The sequence below is a fragment of the Streptomyces sp. MH60 genome, assembly GCF_002939385.1.
Lineage (GTDB): Bacteria > Actinomycetota > Actinomycetes > Streptomycetales > Streptomycetaceae > Streptomyces.
Genome location: NZ_MULI01000049.1, coordinates 21829 through 44340, shown reverse-complemented (window position 1 = coordinate 44340; position 22512 = coordinate 21829). Strand labels below are relative to the sequence as shown.

The following is a 22512-nucleotide window of genomic DNA, read 5'->3' as shown; positions in this document are numbered from 1 at the left end:
GCATGGCACCACGGAGGCATCCATCATTTCTGAAGCGTTTCCGCAGGTCGGAGGGTTGCTCCTGATGGACTTGCGAGTGTGGTGTCATTGCGGCTTGCGTGTGACGCCATCGTGGTGCCATTATGGCGTCATGGACCTGACCCCGTACGTCGACACCCTTCGCCGCGAACTCGCGGTGGCCGCCGAAGCCGGTGGCGAAGAAGCCCGCGAGCTGGCCGAGCGGCTCATCGCTCCGCTGGACTCGGCGACCCGGCTGACCATGCTCAACGTGCTCTCCGCCGCGATGGACGAGATCACCCGCGAACTGGCCCCCGGTTCGGTCGACGTACGGCTGCGCGGGCTCGAACCCGACTTCGTCGTGACGCTGCCGCCCGCCGACATCGGCGGTGCCGCGGTGCAGGCCGCGCCCGTCGAGACGGTCAGGGCGCCGGCACCCGGCGACGGCGACGAGGGCGGCACCGCCCGGGTCAACCTGCGGCTGCCGGCCCACCTCAAGACGCGCGCCGAGGAGGCCGCGAGCCGCGAGGGACTGTCGGTCAACGCCTGGCTGGTGCGGGCCGTGTCGGCCGCCGTCGAAGGCGGCGGCGCCCCGCCCGCGCCGGAGCGGGCGAGCAGTGTCGGACAGAGCTTCACGGGCTGGGTGCGCTAGCCCCTCGGACGCGCGCCCGGCCCACCCCCGGCCCGCACCCGGCCCCGGAGAACCAAGCACAGCACAGCGCTCACCCACCACGTCCCACCAGCGGGGACATCCCACGGACTCACGAGGACGGTACAGCCATGCCTTCTTACGACACTCCCGGACCCATCGCGGTGACCGCCCACGTGGGCGCCGGTTCCATCCGGTTCACCGCGGGCGACCGGCTCGACACGGTCGTCGAGGTGCGCCCCGGCGACCCGAAGCGGGACAAGGACGTACGGGCCGCCGAGCAGACCGAGGTCTCCTGCGCGAGCGGCGTCCTGACGATCAGCACGAAGGAGCGCCGCTTCATCGGCCCCACCGGCACCGTCGACGTGACGGTGGAGCTGCCCACGGGCTCACGCGTCGACATGGAGGGCTCCTGGACCCAGGTCCTCGGCGAGGGCCGGCTCGGCGAGGTCCGGGTGAAGACCCCGGGCGGTGACGTCCGCCTGGACACCACCGGGCCGCTCCGGCTCGACGCCTCCCACGGCTCGGTCACCGTGGACCGGGTCGAGGGCCCGGCCGAGATCACCACCAGCTCCGGCAGCGTGCGCGTCGGCGTCATCGACGGCACCGCGGTCCTGAAGAACTCGCACGGCTCCACCACCGTGGGCGTCGCGCTCGGCGACCTGCGGGTCAAGAACGCCAACGGCGACATCAACGTCACCCGCGCCGAGGCCTCGCTCACCGCCACCACCGCCCACGGCACCCTGCGGGTGGACGAGGTGGTCCGCGGCGAGATCCGGCTGGAGACCTCCTACGGCGCCATCCAGGTCGGCGTCCGCGAGGGCACGGCCGCCTGGCTCGACGCCCAGTCCAGCGGCGGGCAGGTGCGCAACACCCTCACCGCGTCCGGCGGCCCCGCGGCGACCGAGGAGACCGTCAAGGTCCACGCCCGCACCCGGTACGGCAACATCGACGTCCGCCGCGCCAAGGGCTGAGCGCTCGCCCGTCCCGCCTCACCGGCCGCCGTCCGCCCGGCGTCCCCTCTCTCACCGCTCCGATCCGTCATCCCCGATCCGTCATCCCCTCGAACGGGAGGGCTCCATGCCTTCATCTGTCATGCCCACGACCACCTCGGGAACCGGTCCGCGGGCGTCCGCCGCCGTCTCCGCCGTGGGCCTGCGCAAGTCGTACGGCGACAAGACCGTCCTCGACGGCATCGACCTGCGCATCCCGGCCGGGTCCGTGTTCGCGCTGCTCGGGCCGAACGGCGCCGGCAAGACCACCACCGTGCAGATCCTCTCCACCCTCGTCTCCGCCGACGGCGGCCGGATCGAGGTGGCGGGCCACGACCTCGCCACCGACCCGCAGGCCGTGCGCGGCGCCATCGGTGTCACCGGGCAGTTCTCGGCCGTGGACGGCCTGATCACCGGCGAGGAGAACATGCTCCTGATGGCGGACCTGCACCTGATCCCCCGGCGCGAGGGGAAGCGGATCGCCGCCGGACTGCTGGAACGCTTCGGCCTCACCGAGGCCGCGAAGAAGCCCGCCTCCACCTACTCCGGCGGCATGAAGCGCCGCCTGGACATCGCCATGACCCTCGTCGGCAGCCCCCGGGTCATCTTCCTCGACGAGCCCACCACCGGGCTCGACCCCCGTTCCCGCCACACCATGTGGCAGATCATCCGCGAACTCGTCACCGGCGGCGTCACCGTCTTCCTCACCACCCAGTACCTGACCGAGGCCGACGAACTCGCCGACCGCATCGCCGTGCTCCACGACGGGAGGATCGCCGCCGAAGGCACCGCCGAGGAACTCAAGCGGCTCGTCCCCGGCGGCCACGTCCGGCTCCGCTTCACCGACCCGGACGCCTACCGCGGTGCCGCAACGGCCCTGCCCGACGGCACCGGGGACGACGACTCCCTCACCCTCCGGATCCCCAGCGACGGCAGCCAGCGCGACCTGCGCTCCGTCCTCGACCGCCTCGACGGCGCGGGCATCGAGGCCGACGAACTGACCGTGCACACCCCCGACCTCGACGACGTCTTCTTCGCCCTGACCGGCGGCGCCGGCGTCCCCGCCCAGTCCGACGCGACCAAGGAGACGGTCCGATGAGCAGCCTCACCCTCGCCGCGCGCAACTCCTCCACCATGCTGCGCCGCAACCTCCTGCACGCCCGGCGCTACCCCTCACTCACCCTCAACCTGCTGCTCACGCCGATCATGCTGCTGCTCCTCTTCGTCTACATCTTCGGAGACACGATGAGCGCGGGCATCGGCGGCGGCGCCGACCGGTCCGCCTACATCGCGTACCTGGTGCCCGGCCTGGTGCTGATGACCATCGGCAGCACCACGATCGGCACCGCCGTCTCCATCTGCAACGACATGACCGAGGGCATCGTCGCCCGCTTCCGCACCATGCCCATCCACCGCGGCTCGGTGATCACCGGGCACGTCATCGGCAGCGTGCTGCAGTCGGTGGTCAGCGTGGTCCTCGTGGGTGCCGTCGCCGCCGCCATCGGCTTCCGCTCCACCGATGCCACCGTCCTGGAGTGGCTCGCGGCCTTCGCGCTGGTCACCCTGTTCGCCACCGCGCTCACCTGGATCGCGGTCGGCATGGGCCTGATCAGCCCGAACGCCGAGGCGGCCGGCAACAACGCGATGCCGCTGATCTTCCTCCCGCTCGTCTCCAGCACCTTCGTGCCCATCGACGCCATGCCGGGCTGGTTCCAGCCGGTCGCCGAGTACCAGCCGTTCACCCCCGCCATCGAGACCCTGCGCGGTCTGCTCCTCGGCACGGAGATCGGCCACAACGGCTGGCTCGCCCTCGCCTGGTGCGTGGCCCTGTGCACGCTCGGCTACCTCTGGTCGAAGTCGGTCTTCAACCGCGACGCGAAGTAGGCGGCCGCCCCTCCGGGCGGCACCGCGACCCGTTCCACCAAGGGCGGCGCCCCGACACCTCGTCGGGGCGCCGCCCCTTTGGCGTTGTCCGGGCGATGGCACAGGTGGCGCAGAAATGGCTCCAAGTAGCGCCAAACATGTGTCATAGTGGTGCCATCGATGGTGCGATGGAGGGGGACGGACCGACATGGACACAGCCCGGAGCAACCGACGGGCCACGCCCGGCGCCCTCGCGGCCTTCGCCCGCTTCGTGCTCTGCGGGGGCGGGCTGGGCCTCGCCGCCAGCTTCGCCGTGGCCGGCCTCGCCTCCTGGGTCCCCTGGGCCCTGGCCAACGCCCTGGTCACCGCGGCGTCCACGCTGCTCGGCACCGAGCTGCACGCCCGCTTCACCTTCGGCGCGGGCGGGCGTACGACCTGGCGCCAGCACGCCCAGTCGGCCGGATCGGCGGGGGCGGCGTTCGCGGTGACGTCCGTGGCGATGCTCGCCCTGCACCAGGTGGTGGCGACGCCCGGTGCGGTGCTCGAACAGGCCGTCTACCTGTCCGCCTCCGCCCTCACCGGTGTCGCGCGCTTCGCGGTCCTGCGCCTCGTCGTCTTCGCGCGGTCCGGGGGCGTTCCGTCGGCCCCGTCGTCAGAGAGGTGTCAAGGGCGTTCGCGCCGCCGTATGGAAGCCGTCAACGGTGGCCGAAACCGGTCGGGAGGGGTCTCTCATCTCCTTGTCAGCTTCTCTCCCGAACCTCACTAGGAGCCAGCGATGGCCGACGTGGCCTTCGTCGTCATCACGATCGCGGTGTTCGCGCTCGTCGCCCTGACCGCCAAGGGGGTGACGAGGCTGTGACCGCGGAGAACATCGTCGGTCTGATCGTGGCCGTCGCCCTGCTCGGTTACCTCGTCCTCGCCCTGATCCACCCGGAGAGGTTCTGAGCACCGCATGAGCCCCGTCCTCGCCGGCGTGCTCCAGCTGCTCGCGCTCATGGCCGCGCTGGCGCTCGCCTACGTCCCCCTCGGCACCTACCTGGCCAGGGTCTACTCCTCGTCCACGCACCTGCGGGTGGAGAAGTGGATCTACCGGGGCATCGGTGCCGACCCGGACACGGAGATGCGCTGGCCCGCGTACCTGCGCGGCGTCCTCGCCTTCTCCCTCGCCGGAGTCCTCTTCCTCTACCTGCTCCAGCGGCTCCAGGGCGTCCTGCCCGGCTCGCTCGGCTTCGCCTCCATCGACCCGGACCAGGCGTTCAACACCGCCGCGTCCTTCGTGGCCAACACCAACTGGCAGTCGTACTACGGCGAGCAGGCCATGGGCCACGTCGTGCAGACCGCCGGCCTGGCCGTGCAGAACTTCGTCTCGGCCGCCGTCGGCATCGCCGTGGCCGTCGCCCTCGTCCGCGGCTTCGCCCGGTCCCGCACCGGCGAACTGGGCAACTTCTGGGCCGACCTGGTCCGCGGAGTCGTCCGCGTCCTGGTGCCCCTCGCCGTCGTCGGCGCGCTGGTCCTGGTGGCCTGCGGGGTCATCCAGAACTTCTCCGGCATCCACGAGGTCGGCCAGTTCCTGGGTGCTCCGCGGCAGTGGAACGGGGGCGCGGTCGCCTCCCAGGAGGTCATCAAGGAGCTGGGCACCAACGGCGGCGGCTACTTCAACGCCAACTCCGCCCACCCCTTCGAGAACCCGACGCCGTTCACCAACCTGTTCGAGATCTTCCTGATCCTGCTGATCCCGGTCGCCCTGACCCGCACCTTCGGCGTCCTGACCGGCTCGGTGCGCCAGGGCTACGCGATCCTCGGGACGATGGCCACCATCTGGCTGGCCTTCGTCGCCCTGATGATGTGGACCGAGTTCGCCCACCACGGCCCGGCGTTGCAGGCGGCCGGGGGCGCGATGGAGGGCAAGGAGGTCCGCTTCGGCATCGGCGGCTCGTCGATCTTCGCGGTGTCGACCACCCTCACCTCCACCGGCGCCGTGGACTCCTTCCACTCCTCCTACACCGGCCTCGGCGGCGGCATCACCATGCTCGGCATGATGCTGGGCGAGATCGCGCCCGGCGGGGTGGGCTCCGGCCTCTACGGCATGCTGGTCATGGCGGTCATCGCGGTCTTCATCGCGGGCCTGATGGTCGGGCGCACCCCCGAGTACCTGGGCAAGAAGATCGGCATCCGCGAGATCAAGTACGCCGCCTGCTCCATCCTGATCACCCCGGCCCTGGTCCTGGTCCTGACCGCCGCCGCGATGGCCCTGCCCACCCCGGGCGACTCGATGACCAACAGCGGGGCGCACGGCTTCTCCGAGATCCTGTACGCCTACACCTCCGCCGCGAACAACAACGGCTCCGCCTTCGCGGGCCTGAACGCCGACACCCAGTGGTTCAACACCACCCTCGGCCTCGCCATGCTCCTCGGCCGCTTCCTGCCGATGGTGTTCGTCCTGGCCCTCGCGGGCTCGCTGGCCGGTCAGCGGCCGGTGCCGGCCACCCAGGGCACCCTGCGCACCGAGCAGCCCCTGTTCGCCGGGCTGCTGGTGGGCGCCGTCCTGATCATCACCGGTCTGACCTACTTCCCGGCCCTCGCCCTGGGCCCGCTCGCCGAGGGGCTGGCATGACCACCGACACGCGGAAGCAAGAGGACGCCATGTCCACAGTCACCACCCCGCCCCGGGCGCCGCACGGCGACGCACCCGCCGGGCCCCGGCCCGGGGAGGGCCGCGTCGGCGCGGGTCTCTTCACCCCGAAGCACCTGCTCACCTCGCTGCCCGAGGCGTTCCGCAAGCTCGACCCGCGGGTGATGGTGAAGTCGCCCGTCATGTTCGTCGTCCTCGTCGGCTCCGTCCTGACCACGGCCTTCTCCTTCACCGACCCAGGCGACCGGTTCGGCTGGACGATCAGCGCCTGGCTGTGGCTGACCGTGCTCTTCGCCAACCTGGCGGAGGCGGTCGCCGAGGGCCGCGGCAAGGCCCAGGCCGACACCCTGCGCAGGGCGAAGACCGACACCGTCGCCCGCCGGGTCGACGGCACCACGGTTCCCGGCACCGAACTCACGGTCGGCGACCTGGTCGTCTGCGAGGCGGGGGACGTCATCCCCGGCGACGGCGACGTCGTCGAGGGCGTCGCCTCCGTCGACGAGTCGGCCATCACCGGGGAGTCGGCGCCCGTCATCCGCGAGTCCGGCGGCGACCGGTCCGCGGTCACCGGCGGGACGAAGGTGCTCTCCGACCGCGTCGTCGTCCGGATCACCACCAAGCCCGGCGAGACCTTCATCGACCGGATGATCAGCCTGGTGGAGGGGGCGGCCCGGCAGAAGACGCCGAACGAGATCGCGCTGAACATCCTGCTGGCCTCGCTGACCGTCGTCTTCCTGCTGGCCTGCGCCACCCTCCCGCCGTTCGCCCACTACGCCGGCACCCGTCTGGACCTGGTCGTGCTGGTGGCCCTGCTGGTCTGCCTCATCCCGACCACGATCGGCGCCCTGCTCTCCGCGATCGGCATCGCGGGCATGGACCGCCTGGTGCAGCGCAACGTGCTGGCGATGTCGGGCCGCGCGGTCGAGGCCGCCGGTGACGTCTCCACGCTGCTCCTCGACAAGACCGGCACGATCACACTCGGCAACCGGCAGGCCGCCGAGTTCGTGCCGGTGCGCGGGGTGACGGAGGCCGAGGTCGCCGAGGCCGCCCAGCTCTCCTCGCTCGCCGACGAGACACCCGAGGGCCGTTCCGTCGTCGTCCTCGCCAAGGAGAGGTACGGGCTGCGCGAGCGGCGGCAGGGCGAGCCGGCCGGCGCCGAGTGGATCGAGTTCACCGCCCAGACCCGTATGTCGGGCGTGGACGTGGACGGCCGCAAGGTGCGCAAGGGCGCGGCCGGTTCGGTCGTCGCCTGGGTCGAGGAGCGGGGCGGCGCGGTCGCCGAGGACGCCGCCGCGACCGCCGCACGCATCTCCCGGGCGGGCGGTACGCCGCTGCTCGTCGCGGTCGAGGACGAGCGCGGCGCGCGCGTCCTCGGCGTCATCCACCTCAAGGACGTCGTCAAGCAGGGCATGCGGGAACGGTTCGACGAGCTGCGCCGCATGGGCATCAAGACCGTCATGATCACGGGCGACAACCCGCTGACCGCGAAGGCGATCGCCGACGAGGCGGGCGTCGACGACTTCCTCGCCGAGGCCACGCCCGAGGACAAGATGGCGCTGATCAAGCGGGAGCAGGCCGGCGGCAAGCTGGTCGCGATGACCGGCGACGGCACCAACGACGCCCCCGCGCTGGCCCAGGCGGACGTCGGCGTGGCCATGAACACCGGCACGTCGGCCGCCAAGGAGGCCGGCAACATGGTCGACCTCGACTCCGACCCGACCAAGCTCATCGAGATCGTCGAGATCGGCAAGCAGTTGCTGATCACCCGCGGGGCGCTCACGACGTTCTCCATCGCCAACGACGTCGCCAAGTACTTCGCGATCATCCCGGCGCTCTTCGCGGCCGTCTACCCGGGCCTGGACAAGCTCAACATCATGGGGCTGTCCTCCCCGTCCTCCGCGATCCTGTCCGCGGTGGTCTTCAACGCGCTGATCATCGTGGTGCTGGTCCCGCTCGCGCTGAAGGGCGTGCGCTACCGGCCCATGAGCGCCGACCGGATGCTGCGCCGCAACCTCGCCGTCTACGGACTGGGCGGCCTCATCGCCCCGTTCGCCGGCATCAAGCTCATCGACCTGATCGTCTCCCTCCTTCCCGGGATCGGCTGACCCACATGAACACTTCGCTGACCAACGCCGCCCGGCTGGTCGCGGCGGGCCTGCGCGCCCTGCTCGTCCTGACCGTGGTCACCGGCATCGTCTACCCGCTCGTCGTCACCGGCGTCGCACAGGGGCTGTTCCCCGGGAAGGCCAACGGCTCGGAGATCACCGCGGACGGCGGCGGGGTCGTCGGCTCGTCCCTCATCGGCCAGGCGTACGACCTGCCGCTGCGGGACGGCCGGAAGACCCCGGAGCCGGACCTGAAGTGGTTCCAGGGCCGCCCCCAAAACGGCCTCGGCACCAACAGCGTCAACACCCAGTACGACCTCATCCTGTCCGGGGCCACCAACCGCTCCGCCGACGACGCGGAACTGGTCCGGTGGGTGCGGGAGGCCAAGGCCGCCGTGGTGAAGGACAACTCCGTGCCCGGCCACCCCGTGCGGCCCGAGGACGTGCCCGCGGACGCCGTCACCTCCTCCGGGTCGGGACTGGACCCGGACATCTCCCCGCGGTACGCCGGCCTCCAGGTGCACCGGGTCGCCGAGCGGAACGGCCTGCCCGCCGAGCGCGTCCAGCGGCTCGTCGACGAGCACACCGCCTCCCGCACCCTCGGCTTCATCGGCGAACCGCGGGTGAACGTGCTGGAACTGAACATCGCGCTAAAGGAACTGGTGGCACCCGCGGCCGGCAACTGACGTCTGGTTACAATCCGGGCCATGGCCCTGACCGTGCGCGACGTGGAACGGTTCGAGGCCTCCAGGCCCCGTCTGGAGGCCATCGCCTACCGCCTCCTCGGCTCCGCGAGCGAGGCGGAGGACGCCGTGCAGGAAACCTTCCTGCGCTGGCAGGCGGCCGACGTCGGACGCGTCGAGGTCCCCGAGGCCTGGCTGACCAAGGTCCTCACCAACCTCTGCCTCAACCAGCTCACCTCGGCCCGCGCCCGCCGGGAGACCTACGTGGGCCAGTGGCTGCCCGAGCCGCTGCTCGACGGCGACCCCATGCTCGGCCCGGCGGAGACGGCCGAGCAGCGCGAGTCGGTCTCCCTGGCGGTCCTCGCCCTGCTGGAGCGGCTCTCACCGGCCGAGCGGGCGGTGTACGTCCTGCGGGAGGCGTTCGGGTACCCGCACCGGGAGATCGCCGCGATCCTCGACATCACGGAGGACGCCAGCCAGCAGACCCTGCACCGGGCCAGGAAGCACGTCGCGCGGGGCACGGCCCGCACCGAGGTCGACGAGGCCGCGGCCCGGCGGATCGTCGACGAGTTCCTCGCGGCGGCCACCAGCGGCCGGACCGAACCGCTGATCCGGCTGCTCACCCAGGACGCCGTGTCGATCGGCGACGGCGGCGGCAAAATCCCGGCCCGCGCCAAGGCGTTCGAGGGCGCCCGCGCCGTGGCGACGTTCCTGCGGGGCCTGTTCAAGCCCGGCAAGGCCAAGCGCGCCCTGACCGGCGGTCCCGCCGAGATCTACGCCGTCACCGCCAACGGCGACCCCGCCGTCGTGGCCGTCGTGCACGGCCGGGTCATCGGGATCATGTGCCTGGAGGTCACGCCCGAGGGACTCGCGGGCTTCCGCAACCAGGTCAACCCCGACAAGCTCGAACGCGCCACCCGTCGGTGGACGGCCACCGACCACGGGGACCCCCTGCTCCAGGTCTTCTGACCGGACTGTGGTGCGCGTCACTCCCCGTCCCTGTCAGGAATCGGCGGGCTGCCCGGTTCACGGGGCGAGTCCCGCTGGAGAGACCCTCAGCGGCCGGAGACAAGGGAGCACGTCATGCAGCACACCCCGCGGCACCGCATCGTCGTCCTGGGCGCCGGATACGCCGGAGCCGTCGCCGCCGGTCGCCTCGCCAGGCGACTGCGGAGCGAGGACGCGGCCATCACCCTCGTCAACGCCGAGCCCCACTTCGTCGAACGGGTCCGGATGCACCAGCTCGCCGTCGGCCAGGACCTCAGGACCCGGCCGCTCGACGCGATGTTCGCGCACACCGGGGTCGACGTGCGGATCGCGCGGGTCACCGGCGTGGACGCCGACCGCAGGGCCGTCTCCGTCACCGGTCCGGACGGCGCCGCCGAACTGGCGTACGACACCCTGGTCTACGCCCTCGGCAGCGCCTGGGACCCGCAGGACGTCCCCGGTGCCGTGGAGCACGCCCACGAGATCGCCGGCCGCGCGGGCGCGCTCCGGCTGCGCGAACGCCTGGCGGGGCTGGAGGCAGGGGGGTCCGTGGTCGTGGTCGGCGGCGGGCTCACCGGCCTGGAGGCCGCGTCCGAGATCGCCGAGGCCCGCCCGGACCTGGACGTGTCGCTCACGGCGCGCGGCGGCCTCGGCGACTGGCTCTCCCCCGGGGGCCGCCGCCACCTGCGGAAGGTCTTCGCCGCCCTCGGCATCACGGCGTACGAGAACGCCCCCGTCACGGCCGTGGCCGCGGACCACGTCGTCACCGCCGACGGCACGTCCGTACCGGCCGACGTGACGGTGTGGACCACCGGATTCGCCGTCCACCCGCTGGCCCGGGCCACCACGCTGGAGGTCACCGACACCGGCCGGATCGTGGTCGACGCGACCATGCGCTCGGTGTCCCACCCGGACGTGTACGCGGTCGGCGACGCGGCGCTCGCGGCGGGCCCCGGCGGCAAGCCGCTGCGGATGTCGTGCGCCTCGGGCGTCCCCACCGCCTGGCAGGCCGCCGACGCCATCGCGGCCCGGCTGACCGGCGGAAAGCTGCCGAACGTGACGCCGCGCTACTTCAACCAGTGCATCTCGCTGGGCCGCGGCCAGGGCCTGATCCAGTACGTCACCGCCGACGACCGGGCCGTGCGCGGGGCCCTGACCGGACGGCTCGCCGCCCTCTACAAGGAACTCGTCTGCAAGTCCGCGGCCTGGGGCGTCGCCAACCCGACCCTCGGCATCCCGACCCGGCGCCGCCCGGTCACGGCCCCCGCTCCGCAGCCGGCGACGACGGGCTGAGCCCCCGCCACGCTCAGCGCACCGGGAACCCGAAGGTGTGGCCCTGCTCCTTCAGCCAGGGCAGGACCTGCCGCAGGGCCTCGACGGTCTGGGTGCGGTCGCCCCCGGCGTCGTGGAAGAGGATGGTCGGGCCGTTGGACAGCTCCCGCTGGACGGTGGCGACGATGGCGTCCGTGCCGGGCCGCTCGAAGTCCTTGGTGTCCACGTTCCAGCCCAGCGGACGCATGCCGTGGGAGGCGGCGAGCTTGCGGCTGTAGGGGGTGAACGCCCCGCCGGGGGCCCGGTAGTACATCGGCCGGACGCCCCCGGACGCCTCGATGATCATGCGCTCGGCGTCCAGGATCTCCTTGGACTGGTAGGCCTCGGACTTCTTGTCCATGCCGGTGTCGTGCGACACCGAGTGGTCGCACAGCCGGTGCCCGGCGGCGACGACGTCCTTCACGAGGTCCGGGTGGGCCTGCGCCTGACCGCCCGTCATGCAGAAGGTGGCCTTCACCCCGTACTCGTCCAGCAGGTCCAGCACCTGGGGCGTCCACGCCGGGTCGGGACCGTCGTCGATGGTGATGTTCACGCCGCGCGGCCCGGCGTCCGAGGCGTGCGCGATGCTGATGTCGACCGGCTCGGCGGCACCGCCCGGCGTGGCCGACGCGGACGCCCCCGGCGCCGGAGGGCCCCCGACGGAGTCGGCCTGCGCGGTCCACACCGAGGCGCCGACGGCGAGCATCGTCACACCGAGCGCCGCCCCGACGACCTTGCCGTACCAGCCTCGTCCACCACCGTGCCGCGCCATGTCCGCCGCCCCGCCTTCGCCTAGTTCCTCGCCGCCCCCGCTCACGTCGGGGACCACATGACAGGACGGGAGAACCGGGCCGCGGGATCCCGCCGTTACGGATCACGGACAATCCCGGGGGAGTTCGCGGACAAGTCGACGGGCCGGACCCTGAAGCACTGGCCGGTGAAGGCCCCCCGAGGCACCGGGCCGTGAACGGCTGGTCCGGGTGGTCACTTGCGCCAGAACAGATGGTGCGTCACGCCGCTCGGGCTGGGCACGGCCTCTCCGTGGAACCGGTCCAGCAGCTCCTCGGGCGAGTCCCACAGGCGCAGCCCGGACCCCATCGTGACCGGCGCGACGACCACGTGCAGGGTGTCGACGAGGTCGGCGTCGAGGAACTCCCGGATGGTGGACACGCCGCCGCCGAGCCGGACGTCCTTGCCCTGCGCGGCCTCCCGCGCCTGCGCGAGCACGCCGGCCGGGTCGCCGTCCACGAAGTGGAACGTGGTGTCGGAGAGCGTGAACGACGGACGCGTGTGGTGGGTCAGGACGAACACCGGTGTGTGGAACGGCGGCTCGTCGCCCCACCAGCCGCGCCAGTCGTGGTCCTGCCACGGCCCGCGCTGGGGCCCGAACTTGTTGCGGCCCATGATCTCGGCGCCGATGTTGTGGCTGAAGTCCCGGGTGAAGTAGTCGTCGAGGCCCCGGCTCCCCCCTGGCTCGGTGCGGTTGGGCCAGCTCGCCGTGGCGCCGGCCCAGGCCATGAGCCGCGCCGGATCGACGGCGTGGCCGAAGGGCCGCTCCAGACTCTGGTCCTCGCCGGCGGCGACGCCGTCGCTCGAGACGGTGAAGTTCTGCACTCGCAGCAGCTGATCCATGCGTTCCCTCATCAGGTCCTGTGGGTTCCGGGCGATGCGTCCTACGTCAAGATGTCGAACGGGAGGCCACCGGATCGACAGCGGCGCGCGACTTCTTTCGACGCGTGCCCGGCGCGCGGCTCCCGCGCGCGGACCTCGCCGTCTTCACTTGTCCCTCACATGTCATACGCTGCGTCCTCGGCAGCGCTCGCGCACCCGTCGTCGGGTGCGGGGGGACGCGCGGCCTCTCGTTCTCGCCCGGTGCGAACCGGGCTTCTTCTGTGGGGGTTCACATCACTGTGCGCACGCGCAGCATCGCGACCGCGACGGCACTCGCGGTCGTCCTCAGTTCCGCCGTCCTGGTGGGGGGCGTGGCGGGCCCGGCATCGGCCGACTCGGCGAAGGGCCTTCCGGTGAAGTCGGTCGGCGACCTGGTCGTGGACGGAGCCCACCAGCGGGTCTACGTCTCCGACCCGACCGGCGGCAAGATCGTCGTCACCGACTACAGCGGCACCGTGAAGGCGACACTGACCGGCCTCTCCGGTGTCTCCGGCCTGGCACTGTCCGCCGACTCCGGGCAGCTGTACGCGGCCGTGACCGGCGGCAACCGGATCGTCTCGGTGGCGACGAGCACGTACACCCGGACCGCGAGCTACCCGGTGGGCGCGGCTCCCGGCGACCTGGAGGTGGTGGACGGCCGGATCTGGTTCGCCCACGGGACGGACTTCGGCTCGTTGGACACCTCCGGCCCGGAACCCGTCGTGCACCTCGCCCAGCGCGGCGACGCCGACTTCTACGGCGCCTTCGGGATGTTCCTGGCGTCGGACCCCGCGGTCCCGGGCGTCCTGGTGGCCGGCAACGGCGGCGACCTCGCCGTCTACGACGTCTCGGCGGACGGGGCCGCGCTGCGGGTCAAGGGCGCCATGGACACGGCCGTGAAGCAGCTGGACCTGACGCCCGACGGCAAGCAGGTCCTCACCTCGTGGGGCGACCCGGAGTACGGCTACGGCCTCGGCTCCTACTCGACGGCCGACCTCACCGAGCAGTCGGGCTACCCCATCGACGCCTACCCGAACGCGGTGCGGGTCGCGCCGGACGGCAGCGTCGCGGGGGGCAGCTTTTCCTGGTACGACCCCGACGTCCACGTCCACCGGCCCGGTGACAAGGTGCCCGTGCGGGAGTACGACTTCCCCAACACCGGCAACAGCAGCGGCGCCGACACCCTCGTGGACGGGGCCCTCGCCTGGGCGCCGGACTCGAGCCGGGTCTTCGCCGTCTCCGTGAACACCTACGGCACCCACACCCTGCGCGCCCTGACCGACCCCACCAAGGAACTGCCCTCCCTCAAGGTGGCGGCCCCGGCCAAGTCGGAACGGGCCAAGAAGCTCACCGTCACCGGCAAGCTGACCTCCAGGAAGCCCCTGGCCGCCGGCACCGGCCTGAAGGTGACCCGTACGGACGTCGAGTCGCCGAAGGGCAGGACGCTGGCCGCCGTCAGGACGAAGGCGGACGGCAGCTTCTCCTTCACGGACACACCGCCCGCCGGCGGCAAGGTCACCTACAAGGTCTCCTACGCGGGCGACGCCACGCACGCCCCGGCCGCCGGCTCGGACGCGGTGGACGTCTCCCGCAGGACGGCCGTGCTGAGCCTGAACAACAACGGCAAGGTGTACGCGTACGGCAAGAAGGTCACCTTCACCGCGCACCTCGGCACGACGTACAAGAACCGGACCGTCTCGATCTACACGGACCCCTTCGGCACCGACAAGCCGAAGAAGCTGCTCAGGACGGCCAAGGTCAACTCCAAGGGCAACCTGTCGGCCACCGTCACCCTGACCCGCGACACCACCGTCTCCGCGGTCTTCACCGGCGACGCCCGCTACGCCGCGAAGACCGTGAAGTCCACGGGGTACGCCCACGTCAGGGTCTCCACCGCCGTCTCCAAGCACTACAAGACGGGCCGGATCGGCTCCACGACGTACTACTACTTCCACAAGAAGACCGATCCGGTGTTCACCACCACCATGAACTACTACAAGGGCCGCAAGCAGCGCTTCCAGCTCCAGGTCTACTACCGGGGCGCCTGGCGCGACTCCGCCACCGAGTACTTCGCCCTGGGCACCGGCGGCAAGTCGGCCGTACGCCTGGAGGCACCCGGCGAGTCCGGCCTCCGCGCCCGCATGCGCTCGTCGTACGTCAACGGCTCCTCCGGTGACACGATCAACTCCACGACGCACGGCTCCTGGAAGTACTTCACCTTCACCAAGTAACCCACCCCGACGCCGGTACGGCGCCCCGGACCCCGGCGGGCCGTACCGGCGACGGCCGTCCACACCGGCACGCCGGTCCGCGGCTTCCGGCTTCTAGGCTCGGGCGCGGGAGCGCCGGAGCGGTGCGCCGGCGTCGTGGAGGCTGGCGAGTGCCAGCCGGTACGAGGCGACCAGCCCCGTCTCCGCGTAGTCGACGCCCTGTTCCCCGCAGTACCGCCGGACGATGGCGCGGGCCCTGCGCAGGTTGGGGCTCGGCATGCTCGGGAAGAGGTGGTGCTCGATCTGGTGGTTCAGGCCGCCGAGCGCCAGGTCGGTGAGCCGGCCTCCGTTGACATTGCGTGAGGTGAGCACCTGGCGGCGGAGGAAGTCGGGGCGGTCGTCGGCCGACAGGATCGGCATCCCCTTGTGGTTGGGTGCGAAGGCGGACCCGAGGTAGACGCCGAACAGGCACTGGTGGACGGCGAGGAAGGCGAACGCCATGCCCGGCGGCAGCACCCAGAACAGGGCGGTCAGGTAGACCGCGCAGTGCGCGAACAGCAGGCTGCCGTCGAGCGCGCGGCGCTTGAGCCGGCGGTTGGCGACCGCCCTGCCGCTCGCCACGTGCAGGTTGAAACCCTCCAGCGTGAGCAGCGGAAAGAACAGGAACGCCTGCCAGCGGCCGAGCAGGCGGGGGAGACCGGTGGCCGCGCGAGCCTGGTCCGGCGACCAGACGAGCAGGTCGGGGCCGATGTCGGGGTCGAGGTCCTCGGTGTTGGGGTTGGCGTGATGACGCGTGTGCTTGTCCTGCCACCAGCCGTAACTCATGCCGATCGCCGCGCCGGCGATCCGACCGGACACTTCACTGGCCCGGCGGCGGCGGAACACCTGCCGGTGGGCCATGTCGTGGGCGACCAGCGCGACCTGCCCGTACATGACGGCCATGAAGGCGGCGACCGCCAGCGTCCACCATGAGGGGCCGAGGAAGGCGAAGGCGGCCCAGCCGGCGGCGTAGAGCCCCGTCACGGCGGTGATCCGCAACGTGTAGTAGCCGGGGCGGCGCCTCATCAGACCGGCGTCCGCGATCCTCTTCGACAGCCGGGCGAAGTCGCTGCCGGGGCCGTCGGAACGCGTGGCGGAGGTGGTGGCCATGGTCATGAGGGGGAAGCTCCCTGAGAGGCGGGCGGATGACTCGGAGCGGCGAGCAAGGCAGCTGCGGGGACCGGGCGCGTACCCGAACCTGCCCTACGGCGGCGCCTACCCCCGGGCACGGGTTCCCGGCCCGGTGGGTCCCACATGGCTGCGAGGATCCGTTGCCGCCGTCGGCACCGGAGGGCGGACTTCTCCGTCGGCGCCGGGCACGCGGCCTTCGAGTGCGGTGGCCATGAGGAGGGCGGCGGCTTCCTCCGTCGCGTCCGGCGACACCACCAGCAGGTCCCAACGGCCGAGACCGGGGGAGAGCAGGGTGACCCTGTCCAGCGCGGGCGGCGAGACCGGGGCCTTGTTCAGGCGTACGACCTGGTTGGCGACGAACATGCGCCCCGGTGCCGCCGACCAGGCCGCGGCGTCCACGGTGACGCCGACGATGTCGCCCCACGCGCTCGGCAGCGCGGCGAGCAACTTGGGGAGCTGCGTCAGCAGGTCGCGGGAGTGCGGCCACCACACTCCGTCGTTCCGGCGGGGCAGCACGCCGCGTGGCGCGAGGCGCAGGCGGACGAGGGGCAGGGGGAGGGCGGACGGTGCGTCCGGAGCGGTGGTCACGTGAGTTCTCTCTGACGAAGTGGGCGTTTCTGGTACCCGGGGCGGCGAGGCGGTCCGGTGGGTGCGGCGGACGCGGGCACCGGCCGCGGCGTAGAGGGCTACGGGGCACGGCGGCTGACGGCCCGCCCGCGCCCGTCTCTTGAGAAGAGCGGGGACGACGATCAGCGAGAACTCGTGGGAGGAGAGTCGGCGGGCATGCACGGAGTGAAGGGGGCGCCGTCCGGCGTGAGGAACTCCGTTGGATTCCGAGGGTGGAGCCGGCCCGCCGCCGGCGTGCCTGATGCCCTCGGTCCCCTCAGCCTACTCCCCGGCGCGTAAAGGCGGCGTGACGGTCGGTCATCGGTAGCGGAGCGTCAGCAGCGGGCGGACGCCGCCGTCGTCTCATGGCGTCGGCACCCGCAGGGCGAGCGGGGCCGCGTCGTCGGTGCTGCCGGGAGGCACGTGGGCGAGTACCTGGTCAGATGACGAGCTTCGGCAGGTGGCCGTGGCGGGGCCTGTCGTGGGCACGGCTCTTCGCGAGGCACGGGGAGACCTGGTGCCCGCCCAGTGCCGCGCCCGCAGCCGGCGGGGTCGAAGCACCGGATGGGGACTCAACGCAGGGAGTGGCGGATCTTCAGGCGTCCGTATCCCATGACCCCGGAGATTCGAATCGTCGGCCCGCCGGGCCGGGAACGCCGCGGGACCCTGTAGCGCAGGTCCTTCCAGCCCGTGCTCAACCCTTCGACGTCGACTGTCGCGTCACGAGGCACCGTGATCCTGGCCCCGCCGGTTCCCAGTTGCAGCTCGATGTCGACGACCGGGTGCTCGATGACCGCCCGGGACAGGTCCAGGCGCACCCTTCCATATGCTGACCCGACCTTGAGGACACGAGGCACCCGCCACGCGCCACGCCGTTTGATCCGTCCACCGGCGGCGGCGATCGTGGCCGTGCTGTCCGGGTGTCCCTCCGGGAGCGAGGACAGAGCGGACGCGAGTTCGCTCTGCGTCAGGGCGCTGAGCGCCCGATGAAGGCGCTCGTCCAACACCTCGTGTGCGATGAGCCCTTCCGCGTACGCCTCCTGCAGGCGTCGCACGGCTGCCTCGCGGTCGTCTTCACCGATCAGCGACGGCGCTTCTTCCGGTAAGGAGGTCACGGGTTCACCGTACTGCCGAGCCGACGAGTGAACCCGTCAAGGGAGACCCGGAGGACGGTTCGCCACCGGTCCCACAGTCGGTCCGGATGAAAGGACGTCCCGCGCCGCCCCGGCTCCGGCAGCGTGGAACGATTCGTCCGGAAGCAAGCCCGTATCGTCTCCCGTGCTCCTCCATTAACTTTGCTCCATGGATTCGACGATTGTTCGGGACAGGGGTCCTGCCCGGCCGGGGACCACGCATGACGCAGTCCTGGTCGTGCCGGGGATCATGGGCACGGAGTTATACGAGGCCGCCACGGGTCGCATGCTGTGGGGCATGCGCAAGGTGGCGGAGTACGCCGCCCGTTGGGACCTCGAGAAGGGCATGGACGCGCTCGTCCTGACCGACCACGAGCGTGCGGGCCGACTCGGCCGGGTGGTGCCCGGCCGACTGCTGCGGACGCCGGCCTGGATGCCGCTGACCGACGGCTTCGAGCCCTACGGCCCGCTGGTCAAGGGCCTTCGCAAGGCCGTCGTCCACCCGGCCGCCGTCGGCGAGTTCGGCTACGACTGGCGGCTTCCCGTCGAGCACAACGCCAAGGCGCTGGCCGACAGGATCGACCAGCATCTCACCGCCTGGCGCGCCCATCCCGACTGCCGAGCGGCCCGGGCCGCCGCCCCCGACCAGCGGCCCGCCCGGATGGTCATCGTCGCGCACTCCATGGGCGGCCTGGTGGCCGCGGCGCTGGGGCTGATCCCGGGCGCCCTCACCGACGTCCGTGCCGTGCTGACCGCGGGAACGCCCTTCCACGGCGCCGTCAAGGCCATGGAGATCCTCAACAGCGGCCGCGGCATGCTGGGGCTCCCCGCGAGGAACCTGAGTCGGCTGGCCCGCACCCTGCCCGGCGTGCATGAACTGCTGCCCAGCTACCGCTGCCTGGATACGGGGGACGATGTGGTGGCGCTGACCCCCGGTGACGTGGAGGCCGTCGGCGGCGACCGCGAACTGGGTGACGCGGCCTTCCGGTTGCACGCCCGGCTCGACGGGGTCGATCTGCCCGGCCACCGCATCGTGGAAGGCACCGCCCAGGACACCACCCAGTCGCTGCGCATCCGGGACGGCGTAGTCGAGGCCCGGCACGTCGGTTACGACCGGCACGACGACGGCGAACTCCTGCGCGACGCGATCGGCCGGCTCGTCGAGTACGACCACGGCGGCGACGGTACCGTCTTTCGCTACTCCACCACCCACCGCGACGTGGAGACCTACTCCGTCGCCCAGCAGCATGCCGCCCTCGCGGTCACCGGCTCGGTTCTCGACTTCGCCCGCGGCCTGCTCACCGGAAACCGGCGCGGCGCACGCCTCGGCGGCGCCGACGTCGGGCTCGACACCCCCGACCGGGTCCCGGCCGGCACCGCCTTCGAGGTCGTGGCACGCACCGAACAGGACCCGGACCGGGTCAGCTGCCTGGTGGAGGACGCCGGTGCCGAGGCGCTTCAGAACCCGGTCCGCAAGCCGCTGCTGACACCCGTACCAGGGGAGGACGCGCTGCTCAGCGCCCGTGTGCTGCTCGACGACCCCGGCCTGTACCGGGTGAAGGTGGGCGCCGGCGGCGACCCGGTCACCCGGCTGGTCATGGTCGGCTGAGCGGAGTTCGGACGCGCGGAGAGAGACGACACGGGGAGTGGGACCCGCATGCACGGTGACGGGCTGGACGGGGGCTTGCCCGACCCCCTCGGCCAGGACGACGGCTTCACCATCGTCACGCTGCCGATGGACACGTACGTCGACACGAGCCGCTTCGCCGAGCTGCACGAGGTCGTGGCGGAGGCGGACGGCGTCGCCGAACTGCTGACCGGCTGGGGCGGCGAACACCGGCCGTGGCAGGGCGAGGACCGCACCGGCGGGGCCACCGAGGCACGGCTGCGTGAGTGGTCCCGGGCGCGCCCGCCCCGCAACTCCATGCTGCTCTGGTTCGGTCACGGCGAGTCGAACGAGGACGACGCCCTGCTCGCCGTCCGCGGCGCGGGCGTCGACGACGAGGACGACAGCGTCAAGCCCGACCAGCTGGGCGATCACATCGTCCGCCAGTTCCGCCGCCGCGCCCGCGAGGACTACTGGGCTGTCGTGGTCGTCGAGGCGTGCGGAGCCGCCCGCTTCGTCGACAAGCTGCTGATGTACGTCGTGAATCGGCGCGCCGCCGAGCGCCTGGTGATCATCGGTTCGGGGGCCGACCAAGGCTGGGGATACCTGGCCTCCTTCCGCGAGGTGCTCACCACGGTGCTGGGCGAGTTCTCTGGCAACTACAGCCACATACGCCTCAGGGACCTGGCGCAGCGCATCCAGGACCTGCTGGAGCCGGGCCGGGTCTGGTACCAGCTGGCCGGGGACGAGATCCTGGCCCGCCGGGACGGGGCGGCCGCATCCGTGATCATGACGTTGGAGGACTACGCACGGCCGCGCGCGGAGACGGCGTCCGCCGAACCCGCCCCCGTCCCGGCCGACGCATCCGCCCCCGTCCCGGCCGGGTCCCCCTCCGGCGAGCTGTCGTGGCTGTTCGTCGGACGGTCCGGGGAGCGCGACCGGATCGCGGGCTGGCTGGCGGACGCCGACCATGGCGTGCTGGCGGTGACCGGGCCGCCCGGCTGTGGGAAGTCCGCGCTCCTCGGCCACATCCTGTTGCGCGCCGCGGGGCACGGCGAATCACCTGGGGCCGGACCCGCGTTGCGGCACGATCCGTGGCCCGAGGACGTTCCGCGACCCCGGGCGGACACCTTCCTGAATCTCACCGGCGCCTCGGTCCGGCAGGCCGTGGGGCAGCTCGCCGAGGTGTTCGCCGTGGCGACTGCGCCGGACGCCTCCAACGACGACGAACGCATCCGCGCCCTCCTGGACGCCGTACGGCCCGGTGAACGGCGCTGGACCCTGTTCGCCGACGCCCTGGACGCGTCCGACGACCCGAACCGGCTCGCCGGCCTGCTCCGTGCGTTCGGCGCGCTGCCCGGCGTGCGCGTGGTGGTGGGCACCAGGCCGTCGTCCACCGACAGCCTCGACGTGCCGCGGGCCGTCGTGGAGGACCTGCTCGAAGGGCTGGGACGGCCGGCGGCCGAGACCCTGCGCCTGCGACGGGACCCCCAGGACCTCGCCATCTACGTGCGCGAGGCACTGCTCGCCGAACGCGGCGCGTTCGCACACCCGGAGATCGACCTCGACGCGGCGGTCCAGCGGGTCGTCGCCCTGGTCTGCACGGCGCCGCAGCCGGCGGCGGAGCGCGACTTCCTCTACGCCACGCTGGCGGTGCACGAGATCATCGCTGATCCGACGCTGCTCCTGGATCGCAGACGGGCCGACCTGGCGGAACTGCTCGGCAAGGACCACCGGCGGCTGTTCGCCGCCGTCGTGGCGCGGCTGCGGGACGCGCTGCCGGGCAGTACAGCCGTCCTGCGCGCCCTGGCCTTCGCACAGGGCCGCGGTCTGCCCCGGGCCGAACGGATCTGGGCGACGGTCGCCTCCGCGCTGAACGACACCCCCGTCGACGCCGCCCGGTTGGATGCCGTGGCCAGGGCCGCGGCGCCGTACATCATGCTCGACGCCGAGGACGGGCAGGCCGTCTACCGGCTGGCGCACCGCACCTTCCGCGATTTCCTCCTCGGCGGCGACGATCAGCGGGACACCTGGCGGACGCAGCAGGACAGGCTGCGCGTCGTCACCGCCCTGACCCGGCTGGCCGCGGCGAAGGACGAGGGCACGACGGCCGTTCCGCGGCCGCACCCCTACCTGGTGCGCCATCTCGCCGGACACGCCGCCGAGGCGGGCACCGAGGGCTGGCGGGTGCTGGCCGGACACCTCGGGGTGCTCGACCACCTGGACCCGGCAGCGCAGGCGGGTGCCGCGCTGCGGTCGGGCGCGGGGCTCGCCGCCCTGCCCCCGGCGGTCACCGGGGCCCTGGCCCTGGCGCACCTGGCCGTCGCCGCCTCTCCGGCCGACCGCAGAGGACTGCGCGAGCTGGGCAGCCGGCGGATGGGGGGCGCCGCCCCGGCTGCGCCCGGCATGCCGCCGTACGACGGTCCTGCCGCATCCTGGACTGTGCGGTGGGCCGCGCTGTCGTCGCACGCCCCGCATCTGACCCTCGCCGGACTGAACGCGCCGATGCGGTCGTTGCAGGCGCTCACCCGCCGTGCGGACGGGCGGAAGCTGCTCGTCGGCGCCGGGGACGCCGGGGTGGTGCGGGCCTGGGACCTGCGCACCGGCCTGGAGACGGCACCCGCACTGCGCGGCGGCCCGCGCGAGGGAGCCCAGTGCGCGCTCGCCCCGCTGCGCGAGCCGGACGGAACGGACCTGATCGCCGCAGCCGGGAGCGATCGCACGCTGCGACTCTGGGACGTGTCGACCGGGCGGCCCGCCGACCCGGCGTACTCGCTGCTGGGGGACGCCGTACGGGCCATGGCGCCCTTCGCCGGGAAGCTGGCGATCGGCGACTTCCAGGGCCGCTCTGGCTGTTCGACCCCGCTGAGGGCCGGGAGGGCCGCTGCCGGACCGGCCACCACGGCCCGGTGAACGGC

The 22512-nt window shown here is 72.3% G+C and carries 19 protein-coding genes; 14 read left to right on the top strand and 5 right to left on the bottom strand.

What is annotated here, in order from left to right; translation table 11 throughout:
* The first annotated feature begins 130 nt into the window (after window positions 1-130).
* The 11 genes from BZZ08_RS25785 (at window position 131) to BZZ08_RS25735 (ending at window position 11201) form a co-directional block, all read left to right on the top strand.
* Window positions 131-649 (top strand): hypothetical protein, encoded by a 519-nt coding sequence (locus BZZ08_RS25785; protein ID WP_104634640.1) that lies wholly within the window; start codon window positions 131-133, stop codon window positions 647-649.
* Between the two features lie 128 nt (window positions 650-777).
* Window positions 778-1620, top strand: coding sequence for a DUF4097 family beta strand repeat-containing protein (locus BZZ08_RS25780; protein WP_104634639.1), 843 nt, complete (start codon window positions 778-780; stop codon window positions 1618-1620).
* A 121-nt stretch (window positions 1621-1741) separates the two neighbouring features.
* On the top strand, window positions 1742-2737 hold the full coding sequence (locus BZZ08_RS25775) for an ATP-binding cassette domain-containing protein (RefSeq protein WP_104634638.1): 996 nt from the start codon (window positions 1742-1744) through the stop codon (window positions 2735-2737).
* Entirely contained in the window at window positions 2734-3522 is a 789-nt protein-coding gene (locus BZZ08_RS25770; protein ID WP_104634637.1) for an ABC transporter permease, read from the top strand. The genes BZZ08_RS25775 and BZZ08_RS25770 overlap by 4 nt, the downstream gene beginning before the upstream one ends.
* Window positions 3523-3709: 187 nt before the next feature.
* A complete protein-coding gene (locus BZZ08_RS25765) occupies window positions 3710-4267 on the top strand; it encodes a hypothetical protein (RefSeq protein ID WP_241965565.1) in 558 nt (185 codons plus the stop codon).
* An 89-nt stretch (window positions 4268-4356) separates the two neighbouring features.
* Entirely contained in the window at window positions 4357-4446 is a 90-nt protein-coding gene (gene kdpF / locus BZZ08_RS25760; protein WP_037922167.1) for a K(+)-transporting ATPase subunit F, read from the top strand.
* A 7-nt stretch (window positions 4447-4453) separates the two neighbouring features.
* Window positions 4454-6115, top strand: a complete 1662-nt coding sequence (gene kdpA, locus BZZ08_RS25755; RefSeq protein WP_104634636.1) for a potassium-transporting ATPase subunit KdpA — start codon at window positions 4454-4456, stop codon at window positions 6113-6115.
* Window positions 6116-6144: 29 nt separating this feature from the next.
* Entirely contained in the window at window positions 6145-8238 is a 2094-nt protein-coding gene (gene kdpB / locus BZZ08_RS25750) for a potassium-transporting ATPase subunit KdpB (RefSeq protein ID WP_241965564.1), read from the top strand.
* Between the two features lie 5 nt (window positions 8239-8243).
* Entirely contained in the window at window positions 8244-8924 is a 681-nt protein-coding gene (locus BZZ08_RS25745; protein ID WP_104634634.1) for a potassium-transporting ATPase subunit C, read from the top strand.
* Window positions 8925-8945: 21 nt separating this feature from the next.
* A complete protein-coding gene (sigJ, locus tag BZZ08_RS25740) occupies window positions 8946-9890 on the top strand; it encodes an RNA polymerase sigma factor SigJ (protein WP_104634633.1) in 945 nt (314 codons plus the stop codon).
* Window positions 9891-10004: 114 nt separating this feature from the next.
* Entirely contained in the window at window positions 10005-11201 is a 1197-nt protein-coding gene (locus BZZ08_RS25735) for an NAD(P)/FAD-dependent oxidoreductase (RefSeq protein ID WP_104634632.1), read from the top strand.
* Window positions 11202-11214: 13 nt separating this feature from the next.
* Here BZZ08_RS25735 and BZZ08_RS25730 read toward each other — a convergent pair whose 3' ends face one another.
* Window positions 11215-11991: a polysaccharide deacetylase family protein gene (locus BZZ08_RS25730; RefSeq protein ID WP_198601693.1), complete on the bottom strand. Its 777-nt coding sequence runs from the start codon at window positions 11989-11991 to the stop codon at window positions 11215-11217.
* 212 nt (window positions 11992-12203) lie between these two features.
* Entirely contained in the window at window positions 12204-12851 is a 648-nt protein-coding gene (locus tag BZZ08_RS25725) for a dihydrofolate reductase family protein (RefSeq protein WP_104634630.1), read from the bottom strand.
* Between the two features lie 278 nt (window positions 12852-13129).
* Here BZZ08_RS25725 and BZZ08_RS25720 point away from each other — a divergent pair, with 278 nt between their 5' ends.
* Window positions 13130-15100: a hypothetical protein gene (locus BZZ08_RS25720; protein ID WP_104634629.1), complete on the top strand. Its 1971-nt coding sequence runs from the start codon at window positions 13130-13132 to the stop codon at window positions 15098-15100.
* A 93-nt stretch (window positions 15101-15193) separates the two neighbouring features.
* On the opposite strand, the gene BZZ08_RS25715 is transcribed toward BZZ08_RS25720, so the two are convergent.
* The 3 genes from BZZ08_RS25715 to BZZ08_RS25700 form a co-directional block, all read right to left on the bottom strand.
* Entirely contained in the window at window positions 15194-16234 is a 1041-nt protein-coding gene (locus BZZ08_RS25715; RefSeq protein WP_104634628.1) for a fatty acid desaturase family protein, read from the bottom strand.
* 99 nt (window positions 16235-16333) lie between these two features.
* On the bottom strand, window positions 16334-16837 hold the full coding sequence (locus BZZ08_RS25710) for a DUF5994 family protein (protein ID WP_104634627.1): 504 nt from the start codon (window positions 16835-16837) through the stop codon (window positions 16334-16336).
* A 590-nt stretch (window positions 16838-17427) separates the two neighbouring features.
* Window positions 17428-17970, bottom strand: a complete 543-nt coding sequence (locus tag BZZ08_RS25700) for a DUF1707 SHOCT-like domain-containing protein (protein WP_104634625.1) — start codon at window positions 17968-17970, stop codon at window positions 17428-17430.
* A gap of 316 nt (window positions 17971-18286) precedes the next feature.
* On the opposite strand from BZZ08_RS25700, the gene BZZ08_RS25695 reads away from it, so the two are divergent.
* Together BZZ08_RS25695 and BZZ08_RS25690 are read left to right on the top strand one after the other, a co-directional pair.
* Entirely contained in the window at window positions 18287-19597 is a 1311-nt protein-coding gene (locus BZZ08_RS25695; RefSeq protein WP_198601692.1) for an esterase/lipase family protein, read from the top strand.
* 48 nt (window positions 19598-19645) lie between these two features.
* Complete coding sequence (locus BZZ08_RS25690) at window positions 19646-22507, top strand: AAA family ATPase (protein ID WP_104634623.1); 2862 nt, start codon at window positions 19646-19648, stop codon at window positions 22505-22507.
* Window positions 22508-22512: the final 5 nt, after the last annotated feature.

Excerpts from the sequence above, each read along its gene's own strand:
- BZZ08_RS25695 (WP_198601692.1), top strand. The coding sequence starts at position 18,287 with ATGCGCAAGGTGGCGGAGTACGCCGCCCGTTGGGACCTCGAGAAGGGC.
- BZZ08_RS25690 (WP_104634623.1), top strand. The coding sequence starts at position 19,646 with ATGCACGGTGACGGGCTGGACGGGGGCTTGCCCGACCCCCTCGGCCAG.
- BZZ08_RS25745 (WP_104634634.1), top strand. The coding sequence starts at position 8,244 with ATGAACACTTCGCTGACCAACGCCGCCCGGCTGGTCGCGGCGGGCCTG.
- BZZ08_RS25715 (WP_104634628.1), bottom strand. The coding sequence starts at position 16,234 with ATGACCATGGCCACCACCTCCGCCACGCGTTCCGACGGCCCCGGCAGC.
- BZZ08_RS25725 (WP_104634630.1), bottom strand. The coding sequence starts at position 12,851 with ATGGATCAGCTGCTGCGAGTGCAGAACTTCACCGTCTCGAGCGACGGC.
- BZZ08_RS25775 (WP_104634638.1), top strand. The coding sequence starts at position 1,742 with ATGCCCACGACCACCTCGGGAACCGGTCCGCGGGCGTCCGCCGCCGTC.
- BZZ08_RS25785 (WP_104634640.1), top strand. The coding sequence starts at position 131 with ATGGACCTGACCCCGTACGTCGACACCCTTCGCCGCGAACTCGCGGTG.
- BZZ08_RS25780 (WP_104634639.1), top strand. The coding sequence starts at position 778 with ATGCCTTCTTACGACACTCCCGGACCCATCGCGGTGACCGCCCACGTG.
- BZZ08_RS25770 (WP_104634637.1), top strand. The coding sequence starts at position 2,734 with ATGAGCAGCCTCACCCTCGCCGCGCGCAACTCCTCCACCATGCTGCGC.
- sigJ (WP_104634633.1), top strand. The coding sequence starts at position 8,946 with ATGGCCCTGACCGTGCGCGACGTGGAACGGTTCGAGGCCTCCAGGCCC.
- kdpB (WP_241965564.1), top strand. The coding sequence starts at position 6,145 with ATGTCCACAGTCACCACCCCGCCCCGGGCGCCGCACGGCGACGCACCC.
- BZZ08_RS25735 (WP_104634632.1), top strand. The coding sequence starts at position 10,005 with ATGCAGCACACCCCGCGGCACCGCATCGTCGTCCTGGGCGCCGGATAC.
- BZZ08_RS25765 (WP_241965565.1), top strand. The coding sequence starts at position 3,710 with ATGGACACAGCCCGGAGCAACCGACGGGCCACGCCCGGCGCCCTCGCG.
- kdpA (WP_104634636.1), top strand. The coding sequence starts at position 4,454 with ATGAGCCCCGTCCTCGCCGGCGTGCTCCAGCTGCTCGCGCTCATGGCC.
- BZZ08_RS25730 (WP_198601693.1), bottom strand. The coding sequence starts at position 11,991 with ATGGCGCGGCACGGTGGTGGACGAGGCTGGTACGGCAAGGTCGTCGGG.